This window comes from Arthrobacter sp. SD1074B (genome assembly GCF_056780195.1).
In genome coordinates this window covers 397,125-422,165 of sequence record NZ_JBRAZT010000001.1, presented here as the reverse complement: position 1 = coordinate 422,165, position 25,041 = coordinate 397,125, and the positions used below count along the sequence as shown (strand labels likewise).

Here is a 25,041-nt window from a genome sequence, read left to right as displayed (position 1 = left end):
GGATGCTAATCGAGATCCCCGCCGCAGACGGCACAGCCGAGGCCCTGGTGGCCCGCCCCTCCACCGGCACGGGGCCGTTCCCCGGTGTCATCCTCTACATGGACGCCTTCGGCCTGCGCCCCCGCATCCAGGACATGGCGCAGCGCATCGCCGACTGGGGCTATGTGGTCCTGGCCCCGAACGTCTTCTACCGCGAAGGAACGGCGGCCGAACTGGCCCCGGACCTGGACATGACCACGCCGGAGGGCCGCGAGGCGGCGGGCGCGGCAGCCTTCCCCCGGGTCGGACGCCTCACCACGGACAAGGCGCTGCCGGACATTGACGCGTGGATCGCTGCCCTGGGCCGGCTCGACGGCGTCGCCCCCGGCCCGGTCGGTGTGACCGGTTACTGCATGGGTGCACGGCTTGCCGTCCGCACCGCAACCGCCCACCCGGAGGCTGTGGCCGCCTGCGGCGGCTTCCACGGCGGCGGCCTGGCGACCGAGGAGCCGGACAGCCCCCACCTGGGACTCGGCAACGCCCGCGCCCGGTTCGTCTTCGGCCACGCCGATCACGATCGGAGCATGGATCAGGACGCGGTTGCGCGGCTGGGCCAGGCCCTGGACGCCGCCGGCCTCAAGGCCGCCAACGAGATCTACGCCGGGGCACCGCACGGCTATTCGATGGCGGACACGTCCGCGTTCCATCCGGAGGCCACGGAACGGCACTTCCGCGAGCTCCGCGACCTCCTCGACGGGGCGCTCCAGGCCTGACGGACGGCCCGGGCTGCGGAGCGGAAGCGCCTACGCCCCGTAGCTCGGTTCGCGCTTCTTGACCCAGCCGATCGCGAGCGTCGTCAGCGGGACGAAGGCGAACTCCACCAGGGTCTTGTAGAGGAAGCCCACCAGGACGTAGTTCACGAACATCGCGACGTCGGTAATGCCGATCACGGACGCGGCGATGCTGCAGAAGATCAGCGTGTCCACGAATTCGCCCGCCACGGAGGACCCCATGATGCGGGCCCAGAGGGACTTCTCCCCGGTCCGGGCCTTCATCCTCACCAGGATCCAGGAGTTGATCGTCTGGCCGGCGAGGAAGGCCAGCAGTGAGGCGAGCACGATCTGCGGGACCGGCCCCAGGGCGCCCTCCAGCGCGGACTGCTTGGCGGCGCCGTACTCGTCGGCGAAGCCGGGCAGCGCGATGATGATCCAGTAGCAGAGGGACGCGAAGACGGACAGCGCGAAGCTGGTGATGATGGCCTTGCGCGCCACCTTGAAGCCGTAGACCTCGCTGATGACGTCGCCCAGGATGTAGGCCAGCGGGAAGAGGAAGAACCCGCCGTCGGTGATGATCGGGCCGATGGCCACGCCCTTGGACGCCCCGATGTTGGACAGGATCAGCACCACGGCCATGACGGCCAGCATGATGCCGAAATAGGGGGATCCGATCGAGGCGAACCTCGGCGGGGCCGCAGCCGGAAAGGTCTTGGCGGAAGTCATGGGTGTTCCATTCGTAGTGGTTCGCTCAGCGGCCCGGGACGCGTGAACGCGCCCGGGCGGCCGGCTGTATTAGCACTGGAGGGTTCCTGCGGCACAGGGCCCGGAACCGCCTCCATTCTCCCACCTGCGCAGCGCCCTAGCGGAGCGGCCCCGGAACAAGACAGCAAAACCGACCGCTACCACGTTCCCCGTGATCCAAAACACTCGGGTTTGATCAGGTTGGTCATCAGCACAATGCCGGCGGTTTTCCCGAGTGGCAGGATGGGTTCATGACTTCTTACGCCGTGGACAACGTGACCTCCGACGCCAGCGCCTACCCCGCCGTCGCCCTCACCATCGCCGGATCCGAGGCCACCGGCGGCGCCGGCGCGCAGGCAGACCTGAAGACGTTCCAAGAGCTCGGCGTCTTCGGCGTCGCAACCTTGACCTGCATCGTGTCCTTCGATCCGAAGGACAACTGGAACCACCGCTTCGTGGCCATGGATCAGCAGGTCATCGCCGACCAGCTGGAGGCGACGACGGCGGCATACGGCGCCGCGTCCGGCGCACCGTCCGTGCTGGACACCGTGAAAATCGGCATGCTGGGCAGCCCGGCGACGATTTCCACGGTGGCGTCGGCGCTGACCGACTCTGCTTTCAGGAACGTGGTGCTGGACCCGGTACTGATCTGCAAGGGCCAGGAGCCGGGCCACGCCCTGGACACCGACGAGGCGCTCAAGGCGCAGATCCTGCCGCTGGCCACTTTCGTCACGCCGAACCACTTCGAGGCCGAGTCGCTCTCCGGGCTGGAGATTACCGACGTCGACTCGCTCAAGGCCGCCGCCGTCCGCATCCACGAACTCAGCGGCGCCGCGGTGCTGGCCAAGGGCGGCGTGCGCCTCGCCGGGCCCGACGCCGTCGACGTCTACTACGACGGCGGGACGCTGGAGATCCTCTCCGCCCCGAAGGTGGGCGAGGTGGCCGTTTCCGGCGCCGGCTGCTCACTGGCCGCCGCCGTGACGGCCGAGCTGGCCAAGGGCGCCACACCGCTGGAGGCCGCCCGCACGGCGAAGGACTTTGTCACCGCGGGGATCCGGAACCGGGTGGCCTCGGGCGCACCGTTCGATGCGCTCTGGCAGGGCGGCCCGCGCTAGCTGTCCCCGGGCGACGCTCCCTCACCTCTGGCAGCTACCCTCCGGACGCTCCCTCACCTCTGGCGACTTCCGCCCGGACGCTCCCTCACCCTGCTGAGGGAGCGTCCGGTTTTGGCCTGCAGAACCTGAGGGAGCGTCTCAGGGTGCGCTGGGGTTCGACACCCTGCCCATGAACAGCGGCAGCCCGGTCTCGACGTGCACGATCTCGTACTGGAACGGCCGGTCGAAACGGATCACCTTCTCGACGGCGGTGCCGCTCACCGCCCGCGCGTTGATCTGGGTCACGGCGGCGGCAACCGTTCCTTTTTCCGCGACGGTAATGCTGGCTGACTGGCCGGCCTCGGTGATTTTGAGGCCGCGCTGGATCGAGTTGAAGTCGGTCTGGGTCTTGAGCATGTCCTGCAGCCCGAGTTCGGCGAAGACCCCGCGGAGCTCGAAGCTGCTCTTGTGGTCCCACCGTGGCAGGAGGATTTGCGTGGGCGAGGGAACCGCCGTCGCAAGGGCCCGCTCCACGTCGGCCAGCTCCTGCGCGTCGAGCCTGGAAGGCCCGGCATCCGGCAGCACCAGACGCAGCACAAATCCCTCCGCGTAGGGAAGGTCCACCGCTTGCCAGCCCGTGCCCTGGGCGGAAGTGAGCTCCAGGAGCCCGGACATGGTGGGGACCGAAACTTGATGACCGTCCGCCGTCGTGAAAGGCCGGTCGGAGGTGTCCGCCGGGTCGAAGGGGACCTTCCACGCCGAGGCGAAGTACACCGCGTTGAGCACGCTGAGAGTGTTTTTACGGTTGTACTTCGCGGGCGCCTTCTTGATCCGCCCGCCGGTGTTCTGGTCTACCCACGCGTCGATCGCCGGCCTGGTGGTGTCCTCATCCTGGAAGTCCACCGGGTACACGCCGGTGCCGTAGTACCGGGCCAAGGAGTCCAGATACCGTTCCCCGGTGGGCGCCCCCTTGTCCACGAACAGGCCGTTGGCAGTGTGCAGGACCGGCCGTCGCGGGGGGTTGTTTTCGTCCACCGAGCCTGGGTCGCCGTCGAAGGCATCCAGGGAACCGAGCAGCGCGTTCAAGGCTTCGTCGCGGCGCTGCGCGGGAAGACCCAGGACTTTGTCCATTTCGGCGGCCGTCGCCCCGGTCGCACCTGTCCGGAGCATGGCGAAGGCAATCAGCAGGCTGCCCGGGGACGAAACCACGTTCCCGTTTCCGGCGCCCCCGCCGTCCGACAGGAGCGCGGCGCCGAGCTTCCGCGCCGAGGTCCGGAGCTGGGCCAGCTCGGCCGGGTAGTCGGAGCTGCCCGCAAAGACGCGTTCGACGCCGCCGGCCTTGAGCAGCGCAGGCGGCGCGGCCGAGCAGGCCGACAGGACCAGCGCCACGGCCGCCGACGCACTAAGGCGTGCCCGAATCTTCTGTTTCATCGCGCCCCCCAAGGCCCGCACAACCGCGTGGAACGGCGGGGATCCGCCTGGGGCCAGTCAAGCACCGGGAGCCGCCCCGCGCTAGACCTTGGCCGTTTCGACGGTCCCCTGCCCGGCGATGCGTCCCCGACGTCGAACCCGAACGGAACCGTCGAAACGGAGGTGGGCCGCCGCCGAACCGCGTCAGCGCCGAGGAATATTGCGCAGGTTGCTGCGGGCCATGCTCACGGCCTCGCCGGCGCCCCGGTTCAGCACCACCTTGGACATGGCCGTGGCAAAGCCCAGGATCTGCGCGCCCTTGATCTTCGGCGGGATCGAGAGTGCCTTGGGATCCGTCATCAGCTCCACCAGGGACGGCCCGGGGTGCGCGAACGCTTCCCGGTAAGCGGCTTCGATCCGGGACGGGTCCGTGACGCGGACGGCGTGGAACCCGAGGGCCCGGGCAACCTCCGCATAGTTGGCGTCCGGGACGTCGACGCCGAAATCGGGCAGCCCGTCGACCAGCATCTCCAGCTTGACCATGCCGAGGGTCGAGTTGTTGAACACCACCACGTTGACCGGCAGCCGGTGGGCCGCGACCGTGATCAGCTCCCCCAGCAGCATGGACAGGCCGCCGTCGCCGGAGACCGAAACTACCTGGCGTCCCGGGTAGGCCAGCTGGGCGCCGATGGCGTGCGGCAGCGCATTGGCCATGGAACCGTGCAGGTACGAACCGATCAGCCGGCGGGTGCCCAGCGGGTTGATGTACCGGGCGGTCCAGACGTTGCACATGCCCGTATCGGCAGTGAAGACCGCATCCTCCGCCGCGACCTGGTCCAGCAGAGAGGCCGCGTACTCGGGGTGGATCGGCTGGGTTTTTTCGACCTTGCGGGTGTACGCGCCGACGGCCTTGTTCATCAGCCGGTCGTGCTTCTTGAGCATCGCGTCGAGGAAGCGGCGGCTCTTCTTCGGCTTCAGCAGGGGCATAAGAGCCGCGAGCGTCGGCAGTACGTCACCATGCACGGCGACGTCGACGTCGGTCCGCCGGCCCAGGTTCTGCGCGGCGCGGTCCACCTGAGCGGTCCGGGTCCCGGGAAGGAATTGGTCGTAGGGGAAGTCCGTGCCGAGCAGGACCAGCAGGTCCGCGTCCTCGATCCCTTCGGCCGCGGCGCCGTAACCGAGCAGGCCGGTCATGCCGATGTCGTAGGGGTTGTCGTACTGCATGAAGTCCTTGCCGCGCAGCGAGTGTCCGATCGGTGCGGCGATCAGTCCGGCGAGCGCGACCACCTCGTCGTGCGCGCCGTCGACGCCGGCCCCGGCGAAGATGGCGACCTTCCCGGCGCCGTTGATGGCGTCCGCCAGCTCCCGCACGCTGGCGGGGTCGGGCACCAGCACGGCCGGCCGGAAGGCTGCCGGCGCCGGGGTTTCCGCGGTCGCCTCCAGCCCGGCAACGTCGCCGGGCAGCGTCACGACGGCAACGCCGCGGAGGGCGACGGCGTGCTGGATGGCGCTGTGCATCACCCGCGGCGCCTGTTCGGCGGTGCTGATGAGTTCGGAGTACACCGAGCACTCGTTGAAGAGCCGGTCCGGGTGGGTTTCCTGGAAGAAGCTGCTGCCGATCTGCTTGCTCGGGATGTGCGAGGCGATGGCGAGGACCGGCGCGCCGGACCGGTTGGCGTCGTAGAGTCCGTTGATCAGGTGCAGGTTGCCCGGTCCGCAGGAACCGGCGCAGACCGCGAGCCGGCCGGTCAGCTGGGCTTCGGCGGCGGCGGCGAAGGCCGCGGCCTCCTCGTGCCGGACGTGGATCCAGTCGATCCCGCCCTTCGCCGCGCCGCCGGTCTTCCGGACGGCGTCGACGATCGGATTGAGGCTGTCACCGACAATTCCGTAGATCCGCTGCACGCCGGCAGCCTGGAGTTGTTCGACAAGCTGGGTGGAAAGTTCCTTGGCCATGGGTGCACGCTCCCGCGAGGTGGATCGATGAGCTGACACTGGCCAATATAGTCTGCCCGCCCGAACCCGCAGCGGCGGTTCGTTCCCAAGTGTCCTCGCGTGCTCTCTGGCTTTTTTGGACCGAAACCCGGATGCACCCTCAACAAATGAGGGAGCATCCGGGTTTTCGGGGCCGGACCTGAGGGAGCGTCCGGGCTTTCGGGGCCGGGGCTATGCGTCCAGGAGGTCCCGGTCTTTTCCGGCCTTGGGCTCGGCGGTCCAGGCGTGGCCTTGCTCGTGGTCAAGGTGCGTGGATTTCTTGTTCTTCAGCGCGAAGATGTAGACCAGCAGCGAGATGGCGATGGCCACGGTGACGTAGGTGAAGAACAGTTCCTCCTGGTTGACCTTCTGCAGGGCCGCGCCGATCAGCGGCACAGTGCCGCCGAAGAGCGAGTTCGCGATCGCGTAGCCCAGCCCGACGCCCAGGGCGCGGATGGAAGCCGGGAAAAGTTCCGCCTTCACCAGGGCGTTGATCGAGGTGTAGCCGCCGACAATCAGCAGCCCGCCCATCATCAGCAGGAACGCCGTGAACGGATCCTTGGTCCCGGCCAGGGTAGAGAGGAGAGGCCAGGTGAAGAGCACTCCGGTAATGCCGAACCACAGCAGCAGCGGCTTGCGGCCCACCTTGTCCGAGATGATGCCGTAAACCGGCTGGAGCAGCATGAAGATGAACAGCGCCCAGAAGTTGATCACCGAGGTCTCGGTCTTCGCGATGCCGGAGGTGTCATTCATGAACTTAAGGATGAAGTTGGTGTACGTGTAGAACGCCACCGTGCCGCCGAGCGTGATGCCGATGCAGATCATCAGCGGCTTCCAGTAGCTGGTGAACAGCAGCTTCATGGTTCCGGGCTGGGCCTGCCCCGGAACGGCGGGGGCCTTGGCGGCTTCGATCTGTTCGGCCGAGACCGTTTCCTCCATGGAGCGCCGCAGCCACAGCACGATGAGCGCCGCGACGCCGCCGATCGCGAACGGAATCCGCCAGCCCCACTCGCCCAGGTCGGCCTTGGGCATGACATTCTGCAGGACGACGAGGACCAGCAGGGCCAGCATCTGGCCGCCGATCAGGGTGACGTACTGGAAGCTGGAGAAGAAGCCGCGACGCTTGCTGGTGGCAGCCTCGGACATGTAGGTGGCGCTGGTGCCGTACTCGCCGCCCACCGAGAAGCCCTGGATCACGCGGATGAGGACCAGCAGGATCATCGCCCACAGGCCGATCTGCTGCTGCGTGGGGAGGATGGCGATCGCGAAGGAGCCGGCGGACATCATCGTCACGCTCAGCGTCAGCGCGGCCTTGCGGCCCTTGCGGTCCGCATAGCGTCCAAAGAACCAGGCGCCGATGGGGCGCATCAGGAACGACGTCGAGAAGACGGCCATGGCCTCAAGGCCGGCCTGCAGGTCGTCCGTGGGATTGAAGAAGTGTGATTGGAAATACGCTGCGAAGACGGTGTAGACGTAGAGGTCGTACCACTCCACGAGGTTGCCGGCAGATCCTTTGAGGATGTTGCCCACCGCCCGCCGGGTCTGGGCCGCCTCTGTGGGGGGCGCGGCTTGTTGGGTGCTCATCGGTGAGTTCCTCCTTGACGTGATTGACCCCCCTGAAGAGGGACGACTTCGTCAAAACTATGCGTGATGCAGCGCACAGCCACGGTCGGGCGCTATTTCCTAACACTTCCTTAGGTTTGGCCGCCGCCGGGCTGGGGTAATGTCCAAAGCTGGGGGCTTGGTTTTTCGGCGACAAAATAGAAGGAACACGGCAATGGAATTGCTTATCGTCGAGGACGACGACGCAATGGCCGCTGCCCTGCTGGCCGCCGTCGCCACCGCCGGGCACAATGCCACCAGGGTTTCCCTCGGAGCCGATGCACTTCTCTCCCACCGGCGGTTTGAGGTCATCCTGCTGGACCTCGGGCTGCCGGACATGGACGGCCTTGAGGTGCTTCGGAAACTTCGCCAGGTCACCTTCTGTCCCATTCTGATCCTCACCGCGCGCGACGATGAACGCAGTGTGGTGCTGGGGCTGCGCTCAGGAGCCGACGACTATCTGGTGAAGCCGGTGAAGCTCGTGGAACTGCTGGCCCGCATCGAGGCGGTCACCAGACGGGCGGGGCGCAACAGCGCAAGCGTGCCCCATGCAATCGTTCTGGGCGACCTGGAGATCGACCTCGACCGCAGGACTGCGGCGGTGGGCTCCGCACCGGTGCCGCTGACAGCTACCGAGTTCGACCTGCTTGCGCTGCTCGCCAGGCATGCTGGGTCGGTGGTCACCCGGGAGCAGATCCTGGATGCCCTGTGGGGTGACGCCTTCCTGGCCTCCTCACGGTCCCTGGATGTGCACCTGACGGGGCTTCGGGGGAAGCTGCGGAAACCCGGCTTCATCATCAACGTCCGCGGCGTCGGCTACCGCATTGAAGCGGACGCGAAATGATCACTGCGGAAGCTGTGGCCGGCGTCGAAGCTGCGGGACCGGTTGACGCAGGGCCGGCGGATCCGTGAGGCTGCGGGTACTGGGCGTGCTCGCCGCGCTCTGCCTGGTCCTGGTGTTCCTGGCCAGCAGTGCCATTCTGGCGTCGGCGGCCAGGGAACTTACGCAGGAGCTGCAGATCAACAGGGTGGCCTCCCTGAACCGGGTGGCGCAGGTGGCCTATGATGCCGCCGCGGACGGTGACGTCGCGCGGCTGCAGCGGGAAATGGACAACTACTCGAACCTCTACGGCGAAGGAATGCTGGTCAGCCTTCAGCAGGGGACGGTACGCTCAGGGGGCCTCAGCGAGGACCGGCCTGACGTCCGGGAGGCGCTGGCGCGGGCCAGGTTGAACCTCAACGACACCACGTTGGCTCCCCTCAGCCCGTTCGGTCCCGATTCAAAGGTAATTTCGCGCTCCTTCGGCAGCGCCAGCCAGGTCCTGGGGGCGGTCGTCCTTGACGTGAACCTCGAAGTGGCGCGGCAGAAGCTTAACGAGCGCTGGCTAGCCGTCGGGATCGCTGCCGCAGCGGCCGCAACGGTGCTCCTACTCGGCGCTGCGCGCGTGAGCCGTTGGGTGCTGCGCCCGGTCCATCGGCTGAACGCCGCCGCGAACGAGCTGGCGGAGACCGGACGCGCGGGCCGCCTTCCCGAGGACGGGCCGCCCGAGCTGAGGGAACTGAGCCGGTCCTTTACTGCAATGGCCCGGACGGTCAGCGGCAGCATCGAATCACAGCGGCAGCTGATCGCTGACACCTCGCACCAGCTGCGCAATCCCGTGGCCGCGCTGCGCCTCCGGATGGACCTCCTCCAGCTTGAGCTTCAGACTGCTAGGGAACATGATGCCGCGGCCAGCGTCCAAGCTGAACTTGAACGGGTGGAGGAGATCCTGGACGGCGTCCTCAAGTTGGCAGCAGCCGAACACCGTGCTTTCGAGGACTCTGCCAAGCTCTTCCACACCCCTGTCTCGGCCGGAGGCCATAGCCTGATTGATCCCTTTCCCATTCTGCAGGAGGAAGTTGAGCGGGCCGCCCCTTCGGCTAAGAGCGCCGGCGTCCGGCTGGCGGCTGCCGAGCAGCCCGCCGCCCCGGCGCTAGTGGCGTGCAATCCGGCCGAACTCGCCCAAATGGCGGGCGAGCTGCTCAACAACGCCATCAAGTACGCTCCAGGGGCCACAGTCCGGACCGCTGTCCTGATCCGGGGGGACCTGGTGTCGATTGAGGTGTCCGACGACGGGCCCGGACTTTCCGTTGAAGAACGGGCAGCAGCGACCACCCGTTTCTGGCGGGCTCAGCAGCATCCCGGTATCAGCGGCAGCGGGCTGGGCATGACCATTGTGGACCGCCTGGCGGGAGCCAACGGCGGCCGCCTCCTGCTTCGGGAGGCTGCACCGCACGGTCTTGCTGCCTGCCTGGAGTTCCCGGCCGCCAAGGCGCCCTCCAGTGAGGAACCCCGCCGTGGCTGACCCGGATGGCGGCCTGGCCCTTTCCCGGCGGTCCGTCCTGAAGAGCGGGCTGGCGCTTGGCCTGGCGGCGCTGGTTCCAGCCGGCCTGGCCGGATGCACCGAAGGTCAGCGTCCGGACCGCATCACCGTGGCCGGGGGTGAACCGGGCGGGTTCTACCTTGAGTTTTCGACCCTCTTGGCCGCGTCCCTGCAGCGCCACGGCGTCGCAGCCCATGCGCAGGCCCTTTCCACCGGCGGCAGCCTGGACAATCTGGCGCGGCTTCGCTCCGGCGAGGCCACGTTCGCCGTGGCCTTGGCCGACGCTGCCGCACAGCAGCCATCAGCGCCAGCCGGCGCCGGCGCCCAGGTTTGCGCCCTGGGCAAGGTCTATGAAAACTACGTCCACTGCGTGGTGCGCAAAAGCAGCGGTATCCGCAGTTTCGGCGAGCTCGCGGGCCGCACCGTTGCGGTCGGCGAGCCCGGCTCCGGGACCTCATTGACCACACCCAGGCTTATCGCAGCGGCTGGACTCGCCACCTCGCCAGCAGGTTCAGCAGCAACACGGACGAGTGTCGCCGTCGTCAGCCTGGGACTGAACGACGGGATCGCGGCGCTGAAGGCGGAAACCGTGGATGCCCTGTTCTGGTCCGGCGGGGTGCCGACCGCCGCCATAGCCGCGGCCCAGAGGGCCGTGCCCCTGGACCTGCTGGACCTCTCCGGCCTGTTGCCCCGGCTGCGGTCGGAATACGGGCCCTTCTATGACCGGGTTCTGGTGCCCGCGGGAAGCTACGCCGGCATTCCTGCCGTGTGGACTGTGGGGGCCGCCAACCTGCTCCTGTGCCGCGCCGATCTGGACGCGGTGACGGTGGAGCGGACGGTGGACCTGCTGGTGCACCGAGCCAACGAGCTGGTGCCCCAGTCCAGCCTTGGCCTGCAGTTCCTGAGCCCCGAAACCCTCATCAACACAGCGGGCATTCCGCTGCATCCTGCGGCTGCTTCCGCCTACCGGACCCTGCACGGGTAGGTGCGGCCGGCAGTTTCAGTTCCCGGAGTGGGCCTGCAGGAAGGAGTACACCTCGGTCTCGTCCACGCCGGGGAAGGCACCGGGCGGCATCGCCGCGAGCAGGTGTGAGTGGGCCCGGGCCGAAGGCCAGGCGTTGCCGGCCCACTCCGCGGTCAGCGACGCCGGTGGCCTGCGGCAGCAGCTCTCGTCCGGGCAGGTTGACTTGGACCGCTCGGTCGTGTCCCGGCCACGGAACCACTTCACCTGCGCGTAGGGCACCCCCACGGAGAGCGAAAACTCCCCGTTCGCGGACCGCTCCGTCCGGGCCGTGCACCAGTAAGTCCCGGCCGGGGTGTCGGTGTACTGGTTGTAGGCGCTGAATTTGTCCGGCACGTCGAACACCACGCGGGAGGTCCAGTTCTTGCACGAGGGCTGGCCCTCGATGGCCCCGGTGTGGTCCTGCGGAAACGTCACGCCGTCGTTCTCATAGGCCTTGTAGATGATGCCGCTTTTGTGCGTCTTCTGGAAGTGCGTGCGCAGGTCCAGGTGTTGCGTGGCGAGGTTGGTGAACCGGTGCGCGGCGGTCTCGTAGGACACGGCGAACGCATCCCTAATGTCTTCCACCGCGATTTCCTTGGCCGCCTTGGCCTTCTGCAGGAATTCCACGGTGGCCTGCTCCGGCAGCAACAGCGCCGCGGCGAAGTAGTTGGTCGCGACCCGCTGCATCAGGAAGTCCCCGTAGTTCGTGGGCGTCTGGTGGCCCAGCACGTAGTGGCCCAGGGCCTGGAGCAGCACCGAACGCGGGTCGTGGTCGCTGCGGGCATTCTGCGTGAGGTAAATTCGTCGGTTCTTGAGATCTGTCACCGAACGGGTGGAATGCGGCAGGTCACCCACGTGGTGCAGGCTGAATCCGAGGTGCCCGGCGATGTCCGCAATCACGTGGTGGGACAACGGCCCGCTGGTGTGACCCACCGAGGCCAGGACCTTCTGCGCCTCCGCCTCGTATTCGGGGAAGTAGTTGTTCCGCTCCCGCATCATGGCCCGCAGTTCCCCGTTGGCGCGCCGGGCTTCCTCCGGCGTCGCGACCTGCTCGTTGAGCCGCCGTTCCAGCTCATGCTGCAGCCCCACCATGGACTCCAGCACGTCCATCGGCAGCCGCGAACTGATGCGGATCTTGGGCAGCTTCAGGGACTCGTAGATGGGGCTGCGCTGGTAACGCTCCAGCTCAATCTCCAGGGCCGCCCGCCGGTTCGGCGGTTCCGCGCCGAGCAGCTCGTCGATGCTGACGCCCAGCGCCGCCGCGAGCTGCTGGAGCAGGCCGAGCTTGGGCTCGCGCTTGCCGTTTTCGATCAGGCTCAGCTGGCTGGGGGCCGTTCCCACCGTGGCGCTCAGATCATCGAGCGTGAGCCCGGCTGCCTTGCGCAGGTGCCGGACCCTTCGGCCCATGCTGATGACATCCACCTCGGGTTCGGCGGGGAGGGACGGGGACACTGCCTGACGGTTCCAGCTGCTTGGATGCATTTCTTGAGAATACGGGAAGAAGTGCATTTCTTTCCATAGATTTCCCCTAGCAACCCCCTTGAAAGTAAAGAAAAGTAGATCTCACAGAAAGATTCACTACCCCGGGACAACCTGCCAGGCCTTGCAGAGACGCAGACTGGCGGGCCGGGACCCATCAAGGAGACAAAGATGACTGCAGCATTTGAGCCCACCCAGCAGACGCCCGAACAGCAGGCCGCCGCCCTGGAGCTCGAGTGGGCTGCCAACCCGCGCTGGGAAGGTGTCACTCGGGATTACTCGGCGTCCGACGTCGTCCGCCTCCGCGGCCGCGTCTCCGAGGAACACACGCTGGCCCGCCGCGGTTCCGAGAAGCTGTGGAAGCAGCTGACCGAGGAACACAAGGAAGGCAAGTACACCAACGCCCTCGGCGCCCTGACCGGCAACCAGGCCGTGCAGCAGGTCAAGGCCGGCCTGCGCGCCATCTACCTTTCCGGCTGGCAGGTTGCCGCCGACGCGAACAACTCCGGCCACACCTACCCGGACCAGTCGCTTTACCCGGCCAACTCCGTCCCCACCGTGGTCCGCCGCATCAACAACGCTCTGCTCCGCGCGGACCAGATCGAGTTCTCCGAGGGCATCCAGACCGTTGAGGACTGGATGGTGCCGATCGTCGCCGACGCCGAGGCCGGCTTCGGCGGACCGCTGAACGCCTACGAGCTGATGAAGTCCATGATCCAGGCCGGCGCCTCGGGCGTGCACTGGGAGGACCAGCTCGCCTCCGAGAAGAAGTGCGGCCACCTCGGCGGCAAGGTCCTGATCCCCACCCAGCAGCACGTCCGCACGCTGAACGCCGCCCGCCTCGCCGCCGACGTCGCCGGCACACCGTCGGTCATCATCGCCCGCACCGACGCCGAGGCAGCCACCCTGATCACCTCCGACGTCGACGAGCGCGACCAGGAATTCATCACGGGCGAACGGACCGCCGAGGGCTTCTACAAAGTCCGCAACGGGATCGAACCCTGCATCGCCCGGGCCAAGGCCTACGCACCGTACTCCGACCTCATCTGGATGGAGACGGGCACCCCGGACCTGGAGCTGGCCCGCAAGTTCGCCGAATCGGTCAAGGCCGAGTTCCCGGACCAGATGCTCTCCTACAACTGCTCGCCGTCGTTCAACTGGCGCAAGCACCTCGACGACGCCACGATCGCGAAGTTCCAGCGTGAACTCGGCGCCATGGGCTTCACCTTCCAGTTCATCACCCTGGCCGGCTTCCACGCCCTGAACTACTCGATGTTCGACCTCGCCCACGGTTACGCCCGGGAAGGCATGAGCGCCTACGTCGAGCTGCAGGAGAAGGAATTCGCCTCCGAAGCCCGCGGCTACACCGCCACCAAGCACCAGCGCGAAGTCGGCACCGGCTACTTCGACGACATCGCCACCGCGCTCAACCCGAACGCATCCACCCTGGCCCTGGTGGGATCCACCGAAGAAGGCCAGTTCCACTAGAACTCACGACGGCGGTTCTCGCCTCCGGCCTTCGGTCCGGCATTGCTCTGCCTGCTATTCCCCGTGTCCGGGTCCGACCTCGCTGAGCGAGGACAGACCCGGACACAGGGCCCCTTTTACGCAGGCTGCCGCAACACCGGCACCTTCGGCCTCGCGCGCACGTCACCATTCGCCGTCGCCCTTGCTTCTTCTCTGAGGAGAGATTGAAATGAACAGCTTCACTGACAACTTCACTATCAACGGGATCACCTTGACCGCGCAGCCCATCTGCCGGCAGAACGAAGTGCTGACGCCGGACGCGCTGGCGTTTGTCGCCAAGCTGCACCGGGCGACGGCGGAGCGCCGGCAGGAGCTGTTGCGGGCCCGGCAGGAGCGTCGCCAGCAGATCAGCAAGGGCCAGGACCCGCGGTTCCTCCCCGAGACCGAGTCCATCCGCAACGATCCGGACTGGCGCGTCGCTCCCCCGGCGCCGGGCCTGACGGACCGCCGCGTCGAGATCACCGGCCCGGTGGACAAGAAGATGACCGTCAATGCGCTGAACTCCGGCGCCAAGGTTTGGCTAGCGGACATGGAGGACTCCTCCACGCCGTCGTGGCGCAATGTCATCCAGGGCCAGCTGAACCTGACCGATGCGCTGGAGCGCCGGATCGACTTCACCTCCCCGGAGGGCAAGGAGTACAAGCTCCGCTCCGCCGAGGAGCTGCCCACGATCGTGGTCCGGCCCCGCGGCTGGCACCTGCCGGAAAAGCACATGATTATTGACGGCACCCCGGTGGCCGGCGGCATCGTCGACTTCGGCCTGTACTTCTTCCACAACGCCCGCCGCCTGATCGCCCAGGGCAAGGGCCCGTACTTCTACCTGCCGAAGATCGAGAACCACCTCGAGGCACGGCTGTGGAACGACATCTTCATCCTGGCCCAGGACCTGCTGGGCATCCCGCAGGGCACCATCCGGGCCACAGTGCTGATCGAGACCATCACTGCCGCGTTCGAGATGGAGGAGATCCTTTTCGAACTGCGCGAGCACGCTGCGGGCCTGAATGCGGGCCGTTGGGACTACATCTTCTCGCTGATCAAGAACTTCCGCACCCGCGGGCCGCGCTATGTGCTGCCGGACCGCGGCCAGGTCACGATGACGCAGCCGTTTATGCGCGCCTACACGGAGCAGCTCGTGCGGGCCTGCCACAAGCGCGGCGCCATGGCGATCGGCGGCATGGCCGCGGCCGTCCCCAACCGCAAGGACGAGGAAGCCAACGCGGTCGCCTTCGAGAAGGTGCGCGCCGACAAAACCCGCGAGGCAGCCGACGGCTTCGACGGCTCGTGGGTGGCGCACCCGGACCTGGTGCCGGTGTGCCGCGAGGTGTTCGACGCCGTCCTCGGCGACCGTCCGAACCAGCTGGACCGCCTCCGCGAGGACGTCACGCCGGATGACCGCGCGCTGATCGACATCTCCTCCACCACGGGCACGATCACCGAGCAGGGCGTGCGGAACAACATCGAGGTTGGCATCCGCTACATCGAGTCCTGGCTGCGCGGCAACGGCGCGGTGGCCATCCATAACCTGATGGAGGACGCCGCGACCGCGGAAATCTCCCGCTCGCAGCTGTGGCAGTGGATTTTCTCCCGGGCCATCACGGACGCGGGCGATGTCATCACCCGCGAATGGGTCGAGGACATGCTGGATGAGGAGTTCGCCAAGCTGGAGCGCTTCGAGGGCGACCGCTTCGCCGACGCGCGGGACATCTTCGAGGAGGTCACGCTCGGCAACGAGTTCCCGGCCTTCCTGACGCTGCCGGCCTACGACCGCTTCCTGCACGAAGCCCGCGACGGCACCGAGCACACTGCCAGTGGTGCGGGCCTCGTGGCCGTCTAGAATTCCGTCCGCCGGGCTGCCATGCCCTTCGCAACAGGCTCCCCGAAATCCGGGGCGGCAGCCCGGCAACGGAAGACCCTCCCCCGATCACCCGACAACGGCGTCGAGCGGACACTTGAGGCCCATGTTTTTTTCATAGCATGGGCCTCAAGTGTCCGTTCGCGCGGATCGGTGGCGCGGATCGGTGGCGCAGGCGGGCGGCGCCAGGCAGGGTGAATCAGTGCGCCTTCGGGATGTGGCGCAGGGACAGCGAACAGCCCAGGATGAACAAGGCCACCGAGCCCAGGATCATCAGCAGCGGTCCGGTCCAGGAATCCGAGATGCCGTGCACGTAACCGAGCAGGGTGGGCGCCACGGCGCCGAAGCTATAGCCGGCCCCCTGGACGACCGCGGACATCCGCCCCGCCGAGGCCTGGTCGCGGGCCAGCCGAATGATGGCGATGAAGATCAGGGTGATGCCGCCGCCCTGGGCCACCCCACCGGCGGAGGACCACAGCCACCACAGCTCGGGAGCTAGCAGGAGCCCCAACGGTACCGTCAGCCACAGCGCCCCCAAGGTGAGGCCGACCGTCGTCGTGCTGGCAAAGCGCGCCGCAAACGGAACGCCCAGTCCGCCGGCGATCGCCAGGATCTGAAAGATCGAGGACCCGGCGCCGGCCGCCGCAGGAGCCAGGCCCAGTTCGTCGGCCAGAAGGCTCGGCAACCAGGCCGTCACACCGTAGTAGGAGAAGGCCTGGCCGGCGAAACCCGCGGTCAGTGCCACGGTGATCCAGCGCGACGCCGGCGGCCCGGCCGGCCGGGTTGGATCCGCCCCGGGGATCGCTTCGGGCCGGAATGAGCTGCTCCCGGCAGCCAGCACCCAGACGGCTGCGGCCGCGACCGCGAAGAGGGCGCACGCCGCAATGGCCGGACGCCAGCCCAGCAGCTCCGCCAGCGGCGCGGTGATCATGGATGTGGCAAAGGAGCCGATGTTCAGCGCCGCGGTGTAGATGCCCATGGCGGCGCCCTGCTTGGCCGGGCTGAAGTCACGGCGGATGATCAGCGGGACCACGATATTGCCGATGGTGATGGCGACGCCCAGGATTACGGTGCCCAGCATCACCAGCGCACCCCCGCCCGCGGAGCGGACCACGACGCCGAGCAGCACCCCCGCCAGGGTCAGCGTGATCGCGAACTCCGGGCCCAGCTTCCGGCCCGTCAGCGAGGCCAGCGGGGCTGCGAGCGCGAAGCAGAGGACCGGGATGCCGGTCAGGAACCCGATTTCGACCGGCGAGAACCCCAGGTCCTGCCGCATGCGCCCCACCACCGGCGCCACCGCGACAAACGGCCCGCGCATATTGAGGGCGATGAGGCCGATGGCGATCATCAGCAGCGAACCACGCGGAATCCTCGCCAGGGCGCTCACCCTGCCATCCGCGGGCCGGTAACCGGGCAGAAGTATGTTTTCATCAGTCCCATTGCTATCACGCGCCGCCGCGGGCCGCGCCGCACCCGCCGGAAAATGACGGCACCGGCTTCACGAAGGTCACGCCACGTGGTCGGCGGACTAGGGTTTTTGGCATGACGCACCTCATCCGGAAGGCCACCGCCGTCGACGCCGGCCCGCTGGCCGAACTGGCTGCCATCACCTTTCCGCTCGCCTGCCCGCCGGAGTCCCGTGCCGAGGACATCGCCGCCCACCTGGCGAACACGCTCAGCGAAGCCAACTTCCGGGAGTACCTCGCCGATCCGGATGTCACGGTGCTGGTGATCGATGCGGGCGGGAAGCTCCGCGGCTACAGCCTGCTCCTGGACCGGCGCACGGAGGATCCGGAGGTGGCCGCCGTCCTGGACGCCGGGCCGAACACGGAGCTGAGCAAGTGCTACGTCCATCCGGACCACCACGGCGTGGGCGCGGCGGCGGAGCTGATGCAGGCCAGCATCGCCGCGGCGGCCGAGGCAGGCGCCCGCGGCCTTTGGCTCGGGGTGAACAGCCAGAATGCCCGTGCCATCAGGTTTTACGAGAAGTCCGGCTTCCGGAAAGTCGGCACGAAGTCGTTCAGGCTGGGGAACACCGTGGAGCACGACTTCGTCATGGAGCGCCAGCTCGCGCCTTGACCCTGTCCCCTCCCCCGTCCCGCACGCACCCGCACGAACGTACACTTGGGGCCCAAAAATCCTCGTTTCCAGGGCCCCAAGTGTCCGTTCACGCGTGGCGGGCCGGGAGGCGGGGCCCCAACTGTCCGTTCGCGCTGTGTGACCTGGCGGGCTGGCGGGAATGGGCCCGGACCTGGCGCGGTTGTCGCCAGCATGAAGATTGAGATTTGGTCCGACGTGGCCTGCCCCTGGTGCTACATTGGCAAGCGCCGCTTTGAAACCGCCCTTGCTGCGTTCCCACACCGCGACGACGTCCAGGTGCAGTGGCGCAGCTTCCAGCTGGACCCCTCCCTACCGGAGCACTACGACGGCACCGAGCTGGATTACCTGAGCACCCGCAAGGGCATGGCTCCGGAGCAGGTCAGCGGCATGTTCGAGCACGTGGCGGCGCAGGCCAGCGCCGAGGGTCTCAACTACCGGTTCGACGACGTCGTGGTGGCCAACAGCTTCACGGCCCACCGCCTGATCCACCTCGCCGCGGCGCACGGGAAGCAGGATGCCGCCAAGGAACGGTTGCTCAGCGACCACTTCGAGCACGGCCGCGACATCGGCAGCCGCGAATACCTCACCTCGCTGGGACTTGAGCTCGGGATCGACGCCGGGGAGCTGGAGGAACTGTTCAGTACGGACATATACGCCGACGCCGTCCGGCAGGACTTCGCAGAGGCCCGTGCCCTGGGCGTCAGCGGCGTGCCGTTCTTCGTCATCGACCGCAAGTACGGCCTCTCGGGCGCCCAGCCCGCGGAAACCTTCACCGCTGCCCTCGACCAGGCCTGGCAGGAAAGCCACCCGCTGGTCATGGTCGACGCCGGCACGACCGGTCCGGACGGCGTCGCATGCGGCCCGGACGGGTGCGCTATCTGAGGCGACGCGCCTGGGCGGACGCCCCCGCTCCTGCGCGAACGTACACTTGCGGCCCCAAAAAGCCGCCAGCGCGGGCAGCAAGTGTACGTTCGCGCTTCAGGCGCGGGCCGCAAGTGTACGTTCGCGCTTCAGCCGCGGGCCGCAAGTGTACGTTCGCGCTTCAGGCGGGCTGGGCCAGGGCGGCGGTGAGCCCGGACCCCGGCCCCGAGGCCGGGGCACACCGGACGATCTCCAGCGCCTCGACGTCGAGCAGCTTCCGGGCGCCGGTCCGCGAGTCCAGCATCCAGAACAGTTCCATCAGCGGGACAGTTTGCGTGACCCGTCCGCGGTGGAACAGTTTGCCGTTGTGCCACGCCTCGATTTCGTCCCCGACGGCCAGTTCCCCGCATGTCCGGATTGCCGTGTCGTCGACATCCATTGCCAGCTCCTCCCCATCAGCGCCCCGCGCCGGGGCTCCGTTGCCCCCAGCATGCACGGGCGAGGTTTCGGGGGCGTTTCCGGGACGTGATTTTCTTGCGACGTGCGCCTGCCCTGCCCCCGGTTACCGCCGGCGGGCGCGCGCGGCAAGGAATTGCATCAGTACACATGAAGGGTGCCGCGTACCGCCGGTACTTTTACTGACAGATCGCGCTAAAGTGTCCGTATGCCCAGGATTTCGGCCGCGAGCAACGCCGCCCAACGAGCCGAGACCCAGCGCCGTATCCTGACCGCTTTCGGTGAACTGCTCTTCACGCACGGGCTGCCCGGCCTGACCATGACCGACGTCGCCCGGCACGCCCGGATCGGCCGCACGGCCGTCTACAACTACTACGCGGACATTGAAGAGCTCCTTATTGCCTACGCGCTGGACGAGACCGAGCGTTTCCTCGTCGAGCTGCGCGATTCCCTGGCATCGTTGGAGAATCCCGTGGAACGGCTGGCGCTCTACGTGCGTGCCCAGGTGGCGGACCTGAGCCGGCGCCACCTGCCGCCGGGCCCGGCAATGGGGGCCGTCCTCTCCCCCGCGTCCTTCGCCAAGCTGGCGGACCATGTGGGCGAACTCAGCCTGCTGCTGCAGGACATTCTGCGCGACGGCATGGCACAGGGCTACCTCCCCGAGGCGGACATCTCCCAGCTGGCCCAGCTCATCCACGGCACACTCTCCTCGAGTGCCGCCCGCGGCGACGGCGCCGGCCCGGACCCGCAAGCGGAGGCCCGGATCGCCCGGACAGTGCGCTTCATCCAACTCGGTGCCGGCGCCCGGTTCGACGACGCCGGCCGTCCCCTCCGGCTCAGCGCCCAGCCGCGCTAGCTGCGCCGGCGAGCGCGGCACGCCTGATTTCGGCCGACCGCGCCGGTCGGCTCAAGGTTTGGGGCTGACTGGCACGATCGTCGGCACGACGGGCAGGGCGGGGTCCTCGACTATTCGTCGGGTCTCCCGCGGGCAGCTGAGCTTGCCCGGCGTCTGGTCCACGAGTGCCGGCTTGGCCAGTGCCTTGAAGTCGCCGGTCAGGATGACGTCCACGCTCGGGTCGTTGCGCCCGTCCTGGACGTAGTCCGAGCCGGGGAGGTTGCGCTGGACGCTAAACGCCGCAGACTGGCCCGCGGCCCCGGAGACGACCAGCGCCACACCGCGGTACCCGGACTCGGTGTTGCCCACCGCGCCCACCACGAACTTGCGGGCCAGGAACTCGTTGGCCACGGCCCGGGCCAGCCCCGGCCGGCTCGTGGAGTTGTAGACGTTGACCTTGACCTTGCCGTTCGGCGTGTAGTTGTACGTCGCATCGGGGCAAAGCGACGCCGCGGCCTGGCCGCGCGCCGCCGTCGGGATCTTGATCTGGCCGTTCATGACCGCCAGGGCCACCACAATGGCCGCGGCGACCAGCCCCACCAGGAGCACCAGGACGACGCCGTGCAGGATGCGGCGCCGTGTCCTAATCGGGTTTTCCTGTTCGTCCCGTTCCGCGAAAGTGGCGCGCAGGTCGGAGCCTGTGATGACGTTGTGCCCGTGCAGGACCCTGGGGTCCTTGGGCCGTCTAGCCACTAATCACCAGGACGCGGGCGTGGATCGCGGTGCGCTGGTGCAGGGCGGTGCGGACGGCCCGGTGCAGGCCGTCCTCCAGGTACAGCACGCCGCGGAATTCCACGACGTGAGGGAAGAGGTCCCCGAAGAACGTCGAGTCTTCGGCCAGCAGCGCTTCCAGGTCCAGGGTGCGTTTGGTGGTCACGAGTTCGTCCAGGCGGACCGGGCGCGGCGGCAGCGCCGCCCAGTCCTTGGGCGTGTTGAAACCATGGTCAGGGTACGGGCGTCCCTCGCCCACAGCTTTGAAGATCACCATGCAAGCCTAAGGAAGATCCCGGGCCAGGGGAATCGAAGAGGCCACGGCGCCGGAGGTTGTGGCCAAACAGTGACCATTTGTCACTGCCGTGCGCGGGTGTGTCACCGGCTTGAACGGAAGTGTCACAGCAATTTCACGACCGGCCGTAGGCGGGGCGTCACGAGACCGCCGCCGGAGGCGAAGTTCCGGCCCGGCTGAGAGAATGGAAGCATGACTGAATCCGAGACTTCCGCCCCGCCGCTTTCGGCCCCCCCGCTGGCCCTGCTGCTCGACGTCGACGGTCCCGTGGCACGTCCACTCACCCGCACCGTCCAGCCGGGAATCATCGCGGATCTGTTGGCCCTCGCGGCCGCCGGGATTCCGGTCATCTTCAACACCGGCCGGTCGGATGCCTTTATCCGCGAGCAGGTGATGGAGCCGATGATCGCCGCCGGGATGCCGGCCGGGATCCTCATCCACGCCATCTGCGAGAAGGGTGCGGTGTGGTTCAGCTACACCGCCAGCGGTCCCGGTGCGGTCCACGTGGACCGGGAACTCGCCATCCCACAGGCGTTCGGTGACGACGTGCGGCGGCTCGTGGCGGAGGACTACGCCACCCACATGTTCTATGACGAGACCAAGCGGGCCATGGTCTCCGTGGAGCAGCACATCGCGGTCGCCAATTCCGACTACCGCGAGGAACAGGCCCTGTTCGACGCCGATGCCATGGAACTGATGGGCCGGCACGGCCTGGGTGTGGTGCGGCTGGACCACCATGCCCCGAACAGCGATGACCGGATCGACTACCGCGTGGACCCCACCATCATCTCCACCGACATCGAATCCGTCCGGCTGGGAAAGGACCTCGGTGCGAGCCGGGCCGTGGAACTGCTGGCGGCCCAGGGCATCACCCCGCAGGCGTGGCGGACCGTGGGCGACTCACGCACGGACTACGCCATGGCCGACTGGCTGCACCATAACGACCACCCCGTGAAGCACGTGGACGTCCGTCCCGCCGACGGCGTTCCGGACAAGCCGTACGGGATCCTGACCGCGGCCGATTTAGGCCTGGGCGATGAGGTCATCCACGACGACGCCGGCGCGGCGTTCCTGCGCCACTGGCGGAACGCCCTGCCCGGCTGAGACCCGGCGCGCCGGGCCGTTTTGCGGGCCGGGTTATTATGCAAGTAGAGACCCATGCACCTTCACCAGCTCGGAGAATCGACATTACAGACGCATTGATCCAGGACGAGATTTACTACGGCAGCCAGGCAACCGAGGACAACCACGCCCACGCGGAGGTCACCTCGCCGGCCGCCGTGGCCAGGCTCCGGACGCGCCCGGACGTGGTGCGCCGGCACGGTAGATATGCACTGATCAATGAGAACCGCACGCCCTACCAGGCCATGGTCGAGGACCTGTTGTTCCTGCGTTCCGTCCTGGCCGGGGCAAACCTGGATTACCTCCTGGTCCGCGGCAACAACGACCGCCCGGTGATATCCGTGGACTGGAAAAACCGCCGTGAACTCCGCGCCGCCCTGGTGGAGGCCTGCCGGGATGAGCCGTTTTATTCGATGACCGTGGACGCCAAGAAGAAGTCCTCGGTGCTGGTCGGGGACGGGGAGCTCTCACTCAACCGCCAGGCCCGGATCTTCCGGCTGTACCGGCCCCGGGTTGAACCGGAGGGCGGCCTGGAGTTCGGCGCCTCGGCCGGCGTCCAGCTGGAGCTCTGGAGCTTCGAGGGCGACGAGCTGATCCTGCCGATCGAAAACTCCCTGACCCGCCGGACCCTGCTGGCCCAGGACGCCGTCCGCGGCACCGTGGAACGCTACGGCCACACCTGGCCCACCATCGAGAACATGTTCGCCGACCACGCCAGCGACATCAGCTTCGACATCGACCTGGTCTTCTCCTGGGTGGACGGCAGCTCGCCCGAATACATCGCGGCCCGCCGCGCCCGGATGGCCGGCGTCGTTGTGGGCGAGGGAGACGACCACGAGGCGCGCTTCCGCCAGATCAATGAGCTGAAGTACGCCCTGCGCTCGGTTTACATGTTCGCGCCGTGGATCCGACGGATCTTCATTGCGACCGACTCGCCCGCCCCGGAGTGGCTCGCTGACCACCCGAGCGTGACGATCGTCCGCAGCGAGGAGTTCTTCGCCGACCCCTCGGTGCTGCCGACGCACAATTCGCAGGCGGTTGAATCCCAGCTCCACCACATTGAAGGCCTTTCCGAGCACTTCCTGTATTCCAATGACGACATGTTCTTTGGCCGGGCCGTCCGGCCCGACATGTTCTTCACCCCGGGCGGCATCACCAAGTTCATCGAGGCGGAGACGCGCATCGGGCTGGGAGACAACGACGCCGAGCGCAGCGGCTTTGAGAACGCGGCGCGGGTCAACCGCAAGCTGCTCTGGGACCGCTTCGGGCGCATCACCACCCGGCACCTGGAACACACCGCCGCACCGCTCCGGCGCAGCGTGGTCGCCCAGATGGAGCAGGAATTCCCGGCCGAGTTCGCGAAGACGGCGGCCAGCCGGTTCCGGGCCGCGGACAACATCTCCGTGACGAACTCGTTCTACCACTACTACGCACTATTGACTGGGCGGGCCGTAACCCAGACCGCCGCCAAGGTGCGGTACGTGGATACGACTGCCCGCGCGGGGCTGAACTACCTGCCCAAGCTGCTCTCCAAGCGGAACATGGATTTCTTCTGCCTCAACGACGGCAGCTTCCCCGAGGTGGCGGCCGAGGAGCGCGCCGAACTGGTGACCGACTTCCTGGAGAAATACTTCCCGATCAAGGCGCCCTGGGAGAAGTAGCGCCGACGGCAGCGGCCGGTTAGTTCCGGGTGGTGAGCCGCCGGTGTCCGGGGGCCTGGGCCGGATCTTCGAGCCTCGCCTGCCGCGGAATTCGGATTCCGGCGGCGGCGATGCGCCGCCGGACCTCTTCGGCCGTGACGAACTCGCCGACCGCAGGCAGGGTGTCGCCGACCTGAACCACGGAGTGCACGATCGTGTGCTCGTAGACATGGACGAGGTTGAAGGACTGCCCGCTGTCCCGCCCCCGGCTGCCGCCGACGGGGACGTTCAGGTCCTGGGTGTAGCACGTGGCGGACGCTACCGAGACGGGGATGCCGGCGAACATGGCGGTGGTGGAATAGTGCAGGTGGCCGCCCAGGATAGTGCGCACGTCGGAGTTCCGCAGGACCCCCGCGAGCGCGGCCTGGCCGCGGAGCTCGACCAGCACAGCGAGTTCCAGCACGGAGGGCACCGGCGGGTGGTGCAGGGCAAGGATGGTGCCGTCCGGCGCCGGCGTCGCAAGCTCCGCTGCGAGCCACTCCAGTTGCGCGGGGCTGAGCTCGCCGTGATGGAACCCTGGCACCGAGGTGTCCAGCGTGATGATCCGCAAGCCGTTGATGAAGTAGCTGTGGTCCACAGGGGCGTCGTCGGCGGGCTGGTCCAGCAGTCCGGTCCGGAAATTGGCCCGGTCGTCGTGGTTACCCATCGCCCAAATGACTTTGGCGCCCATCGCCTTGCAGGCAGGGTCCACGATGGCGCGAAGCTTTGCGTAAGCCTCCGCCTCGCCGCGGTCGGCCAGGTCGCCGGTGAAGATCACGGCTTCGGGGCGCGCGCCGGAGGCATGGACTTGATCGAAAAGTTGTCTGAGCCGGGAATCGCCGTCAACCACACCGTGCAGGGGATCCGTACCGCCCAGCAAATGCGGATCGCTCAAGTGGAGGAGGAAATGACGTGGCCGGGGGTGCTCGGCCTCGATGAGCTCCATTGCAACCTTCCTGGTTGGGTGGGGGCAATTGCCTCCAGCGTCCCTCTCAGTTAGATCTATCCAACCAGACATTCGGCCGGCAATGTGCAAACTCCAGTAGGCATGTTTGAAAAAAGGCAATAATCGAGTAGTCCGGCGGGCACATACCTGCTCTGGTATATGCCCGCCGGAGAGTGGAT

22 protein-coding genes are annotated in these 25,041 nt (G+C 67.5%); 12 read left to right on the top strand and 10 right to left on the bottom strand.

Going from position 1 to position 25,041, the window contains the following annotated elements:
* The first annotated feature begins 2 nt into the window (after positions 1-2).
* Positions 3-752, top strand: coding sequence for a dienelactone hydrolase family protein (locus ACUYM2_RS02060; protein WP_481598556.1), 750 nt, complete (start codon positions 3-5; stop codon positions 750-752).
* A gap of 30 nt (positions 753-782) precedes the next feature.
* On the opposite strand, the gene ACUYM2_RS02055 is transcribed toward ACUYM2_RS02060, so the two are convergent.
* On the bottom strand, positions 783-1,478 hold the full coding sequence (locus tag ACUYM2_RS02055) for a queuosine precursor transporter (RefSeq protein WP_481598555.1): 696 nt from the start codon (positions 1,476-1,478) through the stop codon (positions 783-785).
* A gap of 269 nt (positions 1,479-1,747) precedes the next feature.
* Between ACUYM2_RS02055 and ACUYM2_RS02050 the strand changes: the two genes are divergently transcribed.
* Positions 1,748-2,611 carry a hydroxymethylpyrimidine/phosphomethylpyrimidine kinase gene (locus ACUYM2_RS02050; protein ID WP_481598554.1) on the top strand — a complete coding sequence of 288 codons (864 nt, stop codon included), beginning with the start codon at positions 1,748-1,750 and terminating at the stop codon, positions 2,609-2,611.
* Between the two features lie 138 nt (positions 2,612-2,749).
* Here the strand turns inward: ACUYM2_RS02050 and ACUYM2_RS02045 are convergent, their stop codons facing one another.
* From ACUYM2_RS02045 to ACUYM2_RS02035, 3 genes are all read right to left on the bottom strand, one after another.
* Positions 2,750-4,021, bottom strand: coding sequence for a serpin family protein (locus ACUYM2_RS02045; RefSeq protein ID WP_481598553.1), 1,272 nt, complete (start codon positions 4,019-4,021; stop codon positions 2,750-2,752).
* Positions 4,022-4,204: 183 nt separating this feature from the next.
* Positions 4,205-5,953, bottom strand: coding sequence for a pyruvate dehydrogenase (locus tag ACUYM2_RS02040; RefSeq protein ID WP_481598552.1), 1,749 nt, complete (start codon positions 5,951-5,953; stop codon positions 4,205-4,207).
* Between the two features lie 210 nt (positions 5,954-6,163).
* Positions 6,164-7,555, bottom strand: a complete 1,392-nt coding sequence (locus ACUYM2_RS02035) for an MFS transporter (protein ID WP_481598551.1) — start codon at positions 7,553-7,555, stop codon at positions 6,164-6,166.
* A 193-nt stretch (positions 7,556-7,748) separates the two neighbouring features.
* On the opposite strand from ACUYM2_RS02035, the gene ACUYM2_RS02030 reads away from it, so the two are divergent.
* The 3 genes from ACUYM2_RS02030 to ACUYM2_RS02020 all read left to right on the top strand — a co-directional run bounded on the left by ACUYM2_RS02030 (position 7,749) and on the right by ACUYM2_RS02020 (position 10,921).
* Entirely contained in the window at positions 7,749-8,417 is a 669-nt protein-coding gene (locus ACUYM2_RS02030) for a response regulator transcription factor (protein WP_481598550.1), read from the top strand.
* 64 nt (positions 8,418-8,481) lie between these two features.
* Positions 8,482-9,918, top strand: a complete 1,437-nt coding sequence (locus ACUYM2_RS02025; protein ID WP_481598549.1) for a sensor histidine kinase — start codon at positions 8,482-8,484, stop codon at positions 9,916-9,918.
* The gene (locus tag ACUYM2_RS02020; RefSeq protein WP_481598548.1) at positions 9,911-10,921 is read left to right on the top strand and encodes a TAXI family TRAP transporter solute-binding subunit; all 1,011 of its coding nucleotides are present in this window, start codon (positions 9,911-9,913) and stop codon (positions 10,919-10,921) included. The genes ACUYM2_RS02025 and ACUYM2_RS02020 overlap by 8 nt, the downstream gene beginning before the upstream one ends.
* Before the next feature lie 15 nt (positions 10,922-10,936).
* Here ACUYM2_RS02020 and ACUYM2_RS02015 read toward each other — a convergent pair whose 3' ends face one another.
* Positions 10,937-12,448: a helix-turn-helix domain-containing protein gene (locus ACUYM2_RS02015; RefSeq protein WP_481598547.1), complete on the bottom strand. Its 1,512-nt coding sequence runs from the start codon at positions 12,446-12,448 to the stop codon at positions 10,937-10,939.
* Between the two features lie 141 nt (positions 12,449-12,589).
* On the opposite strand from ACUYM2_RS02015, the gene aceA reads away from it, so the two are divergent.
* Positions 12,590-13,906, top strand: a complete 1,317-nt coding sequence (gene aceA / locus ACUYM2_RS02010; protein ID WP_481598546.1) for an isocitrate lyase — start codon at positions 12,590-12,592, stop codon at positions 13,904-13,906.
* 208 nt (positions 13,907-14,114) lie between these two features.
* On the top strand, positions 14,115-15,779 hold the full coding sequence (gene aceB, locus ACUYM2_RS02005; RefSeq protein WP_481598545.1) for a malate synthase A: 1,665 nt from the start codon (positions 14,115-14,117) through the stop codon (positions 15,777-15,779).
* 217 nt (positions 15,780-15,996) lie between these two features.
* Here aceB and ACUYM2_RS02000 read toward each other — a convergent pair whose 3' ends face one another.
* Positions 15,997-17,145, bottom strand: a complete 1,149-nt coding sequence (locus tag ACUYM2_RS02000) for an MFS transporter (RefSeq protein ID WP_481601380.1) — start codon at positions 17,143-17,145, stop codon at positions 15,997-15,999.
* A gap of 194 nt (positions 17,146-17,339) precedes the next feature.
* On the opposite strand from ACUYM2_RS02000, the gene ACUYM2_RS01995 reads away from it, so the two are divergent.
* The gene (locus ACUYM2_RS01995) at positions 17,340-17,876 is read left to right on the top strand and encodes an N-acetyltransferase family protein (protein ID WP_481598544.1); all 537 of its coding nucleotides are present in this window, start codon (positions 17,340-17,342) and stop codon (positions 17,874-17,876) included.
* Positions 17,877-18,068: 192 nt separating this feature from the next.
* The gene (locus ACUYM2_RS01990) at positions 18,069-18,779 is read left to right on the top strand and encodes a DsbA family oxidoreductase (RefSeq protein ID WP_481598543.1); all 711 of its coding nucleotides are present in this window, start codon (positions 18,069-18,071) and stop codon (positions 18,777-18,779) included.
* A 160-nt stretch (positions 18,780-18,939) separates the two neighbouring features.
* On the opposite strand, the gene ACUYM2_RS01985 is transcribed toward ACUYM2_RS01990, so the two are convergent.
* Complete coding sequence (locus tag ACUYM2_RS01985) at positions 18,940-19,197, bottom strand: hypothetical protein (protein WP_481598542.1); 258 nt, start codon at positions 19,195-19,197, stop codon at positions 18,940-18,942.
* A 225-nt stretch (positions 19,198-19,422) separates the two neighbouring features.
* On the opposite strand from ACUYM2_RS01985, the gene ACUYM2_RS01980 reads away from it, so the two are divergent.
* Positions 19,423-20,070: a TetR/AcrR family transcriptional regulator gene (locus ACUYM2_RS01980; protein ID WP_481598541.1), complete on the top strand. Its 648-nt coding sequence runs from the start codon at positions 19,423-19,425 to the stop codon at positions 20,068-20,070.
* A 51-nt stretch (positions 20,071-20,121) separates the two neighbouring features.
* On the opposite strand, the gene ACUYM2_RS01975 is transcribed toward ACUYM2_RS01980, so the two are convergent.
* Together ACUYM2_RS01975 and ACUYM2_RS01970 are read right to left on the bottom strand one after the other, a co-directional pair.
* On the bottom strand, positions 20,122-20,802 hold the full coding sequence (locus ACUYM2_RS01975) for a LytR C-terminal domain-containing protein (protein ID WP_481598540.1): 681 nt from the start codon (positions 20,800-20,802) through the stop codon (positions 20,122-20,124).
* Complete coding sequence (locus ACUYM2_RS01970) at positions 20,795-21,094, bottom strand: type II toxin-antitoxin system VapB family antitoxin (RefSeq protein ID WP_232084840.1); 300 nt, start codon at positions 21,092-21,094, stop codon at positions 20,795-20,797. Before ACUYM2_RS01970 ends, ACUYM2_RS01975 begins: the two co-directional genes overlap by 8 nt.
* Before the next feature lie 213 nt (positions 21,095-21,307).
* Here ACUYM2_RS01970 and ACUYM2_RS01965 point away from each other — a divergent pair, with 213 nt between their 5' ends.
* On the top strand, positions 21,308-22,219 hold the full coding sequence (locus ACUYM2_RS01965) for a hypothetical protein (protein WP_481598539.1): 912 nt from the start codon (positions 21,308-21,310) through the stop codon (positions 22,217-22,219).
* A gap of 38 nt (positions 22,220-22,257) precedes the next feature.
* The gene (locus ACUYM2_RS01960; protein ID WP_481598538.1) at positions 22,258-23,898 is read left to right on the top strand and encodes a stealth family protein; all 1,641 of its coding nucleotides are present in this window, start codon (positions 22,258-22,260) and stop codon (positions 23,896-23,898) included.
* Positions 23,899-23,917: 19 nt separating this feature from the next.
* On the opposite strand, the gene ACUYM2_RS01955 is transcribed toward ACUYM2_RS01960, so the two are convergent.
* Positions 23,918-24,862 carry a phosphodiesterase gene (locus ACUYM2_RS01955; protein ID WP_481598537.1) on the bottom strand — a complete coding sequence of 315 codons (945 nt, stop codon included), beginning with the start codon at positions 24,860-24,862 and terminating at the stop codon, positions 23,918-23,920.
* Between the last annotated feature and the right edge of the window lie 179 nt (positions 24,863-25,041).